Origin of the sequence: Synechococcus sp. R6-7, from assembly GCF_047461695.1 — a bacterium.
Taxonomy (GTDB): Bacteria; Cyanobacteriota; Cyanobacteriia; order Thermostichales; family Thermostichaceae; genus Thermostichus.
This window is the reverse complement of the sequence record NZ_JANSHS010000231.1, coordinates 1-4,412: the sequence shown is the minus strand read 5'-3', so window position 1 is coordinate 4,412 and position 4,412 is coordinate 1. Positions and strand designations below refer to the sequence as shown.

General features: G+C 58.6%; 6 protein-coding genes. All 6 read left to right on the top strand.

Annotated features, from left to right (window positions below):
* The first annotated feature begins 22 nt into the window (after positions 1-22).
* Positions 23-880, top strand: a complete 858-nt coding sequence (locus NW815_RS07535) for a hypothetical protein (protein WP_414342821.1) — start codon at positions 23-25, stop codon at positions 878-880.
* A gap of 28 nt (positions 881-908) precedes the next feature.
* Positions 909-1,214 carry a hypothetical protein gene (locus NW815_RS07530; RefSeq protein ID WP_011434047.1) on the top strand — a complete coding sequence of 102 codons (306 nt, stop codon included), beginning with the start codon at positions 909-911 and terminating at the stop codon, positions 1,212-1,214.
* Positions 1,215-1,241: 27 nt separating this feature from the next.
* Positions 1,242-2,420 (top strand): tetratricopeptide repeat protein, encoded by a 1,179-nt coding sequence (locus NW815_RS07525; protein WP_414389153.1) that lies wholly within the window; start codon positions 1,242-1,244, stop codon positions 2,418-2,420.
* Positions 2,421-2,848: 428 nt separating this feature from the next.
* Positions 2,849-2,983: a hypothetical protein gene (locus tag NW815_RS07520; protein ID WP_255344540.1), complete on the top strand. Its 135-nt coding sequence runs from the start codon at positions 2,849-2,851 to the stop codon at positions 2,981-2,983.
* Positions 2,973-3,740 carry an RNA polymerase sigma factor SigF gene (locus tag NW815_RS07515; RefSeq protein ID WP_041436760.1) on the top strand — a complete coding sequence of 256 codons (768 nt, stop codon included), beginning with the start codon at positions 2,973-2,975 and terminating at the stop codon, positions 3,738-3,740. Before NW815_RS07520 ends, NW815_RS07515 begins: the two co-directional genes overlap by 11 nt.
* 367 nt (positions 3,741-4,107) lie before the next feature.
* Entirely contained in the window at positions 4,108-4,404 is a 297-nt protein-coding gene (locus NW815_RS07510; protein WP_414389154.1) for a hypothetical protein, read from the top strand.
* Positions 4,405-4,412 lie beyond the last annotated feature (8 nt).

The following is a 4,412-nucleotide window of genomic DNA, read 5'->3' as shown; positions in this document are numbered from 1 at the left end:
GCATCAGCATGAGTGCGGGAGTATGTCACGACGGAAGGTGAGGCAGATGGGGGGCTGGCTCAGGCAAAACTGGCTGTGGCAACTGGGGAGAGCCCTTGTGGCTGTTTGGATCGGCTGGGCGGAGGGGAGCGCTGCCTGGGCGAGGGACATGGCGCCGGCTGCCCCTGGAGTCTCCTCTCCCCCTACTTTGCCCATCCCTTGGGAATGGGTGTACGACTTGCAGGAGCAAGCCCGGCAGCGGCAATGCACATTGGTTGGCCTGTTGCGCAGCGATCCCTTGCCGGCGCCGGATCCCCAGTGGCAGGTGTACACACGGCTAGATTTGGTGGCCACGCCTCAGGCTGGTCGGTTGACCAGTGTGTTGTTTGCCGAGAACACCCGTACTCGGGCCTTGCAGGTTATCTATCAAGCCTCAGGGTCGGTGTACGACCCCGTTGAGGCATTGGATTTTGCCATGATCCTGCCTCTAGCCTGGCAGGGGAACACTTTGCTGGCGCGGGAGTACGAAGGCTGGTTCCAGACCGATTTGAGCTGGGATCGGGCGGTGGTCTGGCCTTTGCCCACTGGCTCGACAGGGATCCCACCGGTGCAAATCTGGGATCCGCCGCCGGCGCTGGGGTATGCGCAGCTGCTGGGCTGGGATCCCCAGGCGCGAGAGCGGGTGCTGTTTGCGGTGGCCGATAGTCTTGGAGAGATGCCCCGCTTGGTGAGCGTGGGCCCAGACCGCCAGGTGTTGCTGCGAGCGCCTGCCGTTGCCCTTTCCCCAACTCCCTCTTCTCTACAGGGGTGGCAGGAGATCCGGCCCAAGGGGGGAGAGCCTCTCTGCCACCAAAGCCGTTTTGGGCTGGAGCAGGGAGGGGAAAATGAAAAATTAAACTGAGATGCAGAAGCCTGTGGGAGCGACAACCATGTCCAAACCGGTGGTGCGGCGGGGCTGGCCTCTGGAGGCCTTTGTCGGGGATGTAATCGTCTGTACCCTAGAGGGATCCCATCTGGATCAGGTGACGGAAATCCGAGTCAGCCCGGCGGGTAAAGGGATCCGAGTCAGCTTTGGGGATCCCTTGGGACGCTCTAAGGAACCGGTGCAGGCCAACGCCGAGGCGCTGACGGTTACCTTTGAGATCGATCCCAGCACCTACCCTGGCGAAAAGCGCATTGAGCTGATCTCGCCGGCAGGGCCCAGCGATCCCCTGCCGTTTTTGGTGATGATGTAGAGGCGCGCAGAAAAGAGGAAGTGGGTCATGCCGTTTGTGATTGCCCCGACCGACGTGGGCGTGCTGGTGCTGGGGGCGAGCCTGTTGCTTTTGGCCGGGGGTTGGGCCTGGTGGCTGCGGCGGCAGAAGCGTGCTGCCTCCCCAGAATCTACAGCCGTTTCGCCGGCCCCGGCGGTTGACCCATCTGCCCTTTCGGCGGAACAGGCGGCTCAACTACAGCCCTTCGAGCAGGCGGTGGGAGATCAGCCGCAGGATCCCATTGCCTGGTACAACCGCGCCACCACCCTCGACCACCTGGGGCAAGCCCAAGCTGCCCTGGCCAGCTACGACCGCGCCCTGGAGCTGAAGCCGGACTTCCCCGAAGCCTGGAACAACCGTGGTTCTCTGCTGGACGATCTCGGTCGCCATCAGGAAGCTCTGGCCAGCTATGAGCGGGCTCTGCAACTGAAGCCGGATTTTTTTGAGGCCCGCTTTAACCAGGCCAACACGCTGCGGCAATTGGGCCGCTACGAAGAAGCCCTACGTGCCTACGAACGGGCCCTTGCCCTCAGCCCCGACAGCCCGGAAACGTGGTACCTGCACGGGCTAACCTTAGCCTCTCTGGGACGGTGGCAGGGATCCCTAATCAGCTACGAGAAAGCCCTCGCCATCAACCCCGTCAATGCCCAAGTTTGGCAGAGTCGGGGCCTGGCTCTGTTTCACCTAGAGCGCTACGTCGATGCTCTGGCCAGCTACGAACGAGCCCTGCAACTGGGCTCCGAATCGGCCTCTCTCTGGGCCGGCCATGCCCTTGCCCACCACCGCCTCGGCAACCCGATGGAGGCCCTCAACAGCTATGACCGTGCCCTGGCGCAGGATCCCAAACGCCCTCAGATCTGGGTGCAGCGCGGCCTGGTGCTGATGGACTTGAACCTCTACGAGCTGGCCATCCAGAGTTTTGATCGGGCCCTGCAGATGGATCCCAGCAATGCCGAGGCTCACTACGCCAAAGCCTGCTGCTACGCCTGGGAAGGCCAAGTGCCTCAGGCCCTACAAGCTTTGGAGCAAGCCCTACGCCTGGAGCCGGAACGCTACCGCCCCTTGCTCTCCTCTGAGCCCTATTTCGACCTCATTCGCGAGGAGCCGAGTTTTGCATCCTTTTTGGCAGCCCTTGCCGGCACGGATCCCCCCAAGAACCCCCCGCCGCTGTCACGAACAGCCTCTTGACGTTCTCACCTCCCAGAAGGAGAGGAGAGGCTGGAATGCACAGGCTGTTTCACCGCCAACCTGACCCAATTACCAATAACCACGAGAGCACGCCAACAACAGAAATCCGGCAATTTCGTTGGGTCTTACGGGAAAATTGCGCTCTTTTGCCGATGAAACCCGCCGATTTTCCGTGGAGATGCTGTTGCTTGGGTCAAGAAACCTGGTCAAACTAAGAACGTTCCAGCTCTTGGCAAATCTCAACAGTGTCTGGTTGTGCTTCTAACGCCATCCCTGTAGCCCTGTAGCACCTGCTTGCGCAGGGTCTGGCTGGGCAAAAGCGTCTCTTGACTGGATGGGTGTTGGTTATGGGTGGGATCCTCAACCTTTGAATGGTTTTCGAGTTCCTTGAGTGCTTGTTCTACAGTTATTTTCGGCAAATCGGTAAAGTGGTTGTCTATGATAACGGCCCCTCGCCTGACCTCTCCCAAGAACTCCGTCTCCCTGAGGCGACCGGCGGCCCCCCCTCCATTGCCTTTGGCCAAGACCGGATTCCCAGCCGCATGTGGATCTATGGCATCTAGTGAGGATGTTAAAGCCCGAACTGCCGAACTGTTGCGGCTGTACCACCAGAATCGCGATCCAGCCCTGCGCAATCGGCTGGTGGAAATGAACTTGGGCTTGGTGCGCAAAGAGGCCCACCACTGGCGCAACCAATGCAATGAGGGGTACGACGACCTGGTGCAAGTTGGCTGTTTGGGTTTGATTCAAGCTATCGAACGCTTTGACATCAGCCGAGGCCTGGCTTTTAGCTCCTTTGCCCTGCCTTACATTCGCGGAGAAATTCAACACTACCTGCGGGACAAAAGCCCCACCATGCGGATCCCACGCCGCTGGACGACCCTGCAAAGACAAGCCAAGAAGGTGATTGCCCGTCTGCGGCAAGAGTTGGGCCGTTCTCCCTCTGAGGCCGAGGTGAGGGAAGCCCTGCAACTGACGGAGCAGGAATGGCGAGAGCTGGAGCTGGCCCAACAAAACAGCCTTTTGCTCAGCCTGGATGCTCCGATTCAAACTGAGGAAGACAGTGTTGCTCTGGGGGAGGTCGTTCCGGATCAGCGCTACCGCAGTTTTCAACTGGCTGAAGAAGATCGTATTCGCCTACAACATGCCTTGGCTCAGCTGGAGGAACGTACCCGCAAGATTTTGGAATTTGTCTTCTTCTATGACCTCACGCAAAAAGAAACGGCAGAGCGGCTAGGGATCAGTGCCGTTACCGTTTCCCGCCAAGTCAAAAAGGGGCTGGAACGCCTGGCTAAGTTGTTGAATCAAGATATTTTTTGAGATACAGCCCGTTACAAATTAAGGGATATAAAAGGGTATAAAAATCGTGTTTCCGAGGCTTGACCCCAGTGAGGTTTAGAACAAGCAGGTTCATAGTCATTCCAGACTCGATTGAGATACTCCCGCCGCTGCCCAGACGCTCCGCGCCGCTTCCCCCAGCCCCTCCAGAGGGAGAGGGGAGTTAGAGAGCAATGGAACGGAGATGTTTCATTCCTGTTGAAAATGACCATACAGGTGTATCCCATAACCCCTTAGTAGACTGTACTTGAGCCGACGCAATTGGCGGTGACTTTCCACCCAGTAGAACGGCAGGGGCTCTGTACTGCGACAGGTTGATAGACTGATGGGAAATTGATGAGAATATTTGATGAACAGAGAAAACCGCTCTTCTCGGAATCAACCCTTGGTGCCCCGCGGTTTCAAACCTAAGCTGGGTCAGAACTCGGTGGGCAGGGATCCCTTCTTCCAACGCCAGTCCAACCGGCAAAGTCCAGAGGGAATCCGCTTAGCCCCCTATGTGCGCACCTTGCCCTTGGTTGTGGATGCCATGCTGGATTTGGCCCAGGTGGGGAGCGAGGATACTCTCTACGACTTGGGCTGTGGGGATGGCCGCATTCTCATCCGGGCTCAGGATCGAGTTACTTTTCTGATACATTTACGCTGAACACTGCT

What these genes read in the sequence shown, in the direction of transcription:
- NW815_RS07515 (WP_041436760.1), top strand. Translation starts at nt 2,973, where the DNA reads ATGGCATCTAGTGAGGATGTTAAAGCCCGAACTGCCGAACTGTTGCGG.
- NW815_RS07535 (WP_414342821.1), top strand. Translation starts at nt 23, where the DNA reads ATGTCACGACGGAAGGTGAGGCAGATGGGGGGCTGGCTCAGGCAAAAC.
- NW815_RS07510 (WP_414389154.1), top strand. Translation starts at nt 4,108, where the DNA reads ATGAACAGAGAAAACCGCTCTTCTCGGAATCAACCCTTGGTGCCCCGC.
- NW815_RS07525 (WP_414389153.1), top strand. Translation starts at nt 1,242, where the DNA reads ATGCCGTTTGTGATTGCCCCGACCGACGTGGGCGTGCTGGTGCTGGGG.
- NW815_RS07530 (WP_011434047.1), top strand. Translation starts at nt 909, where the DNA reads ATGTCCAAACCGGTGGTGCGGCGGGGCTGGCCTCTGGAGGCCTTTGTC.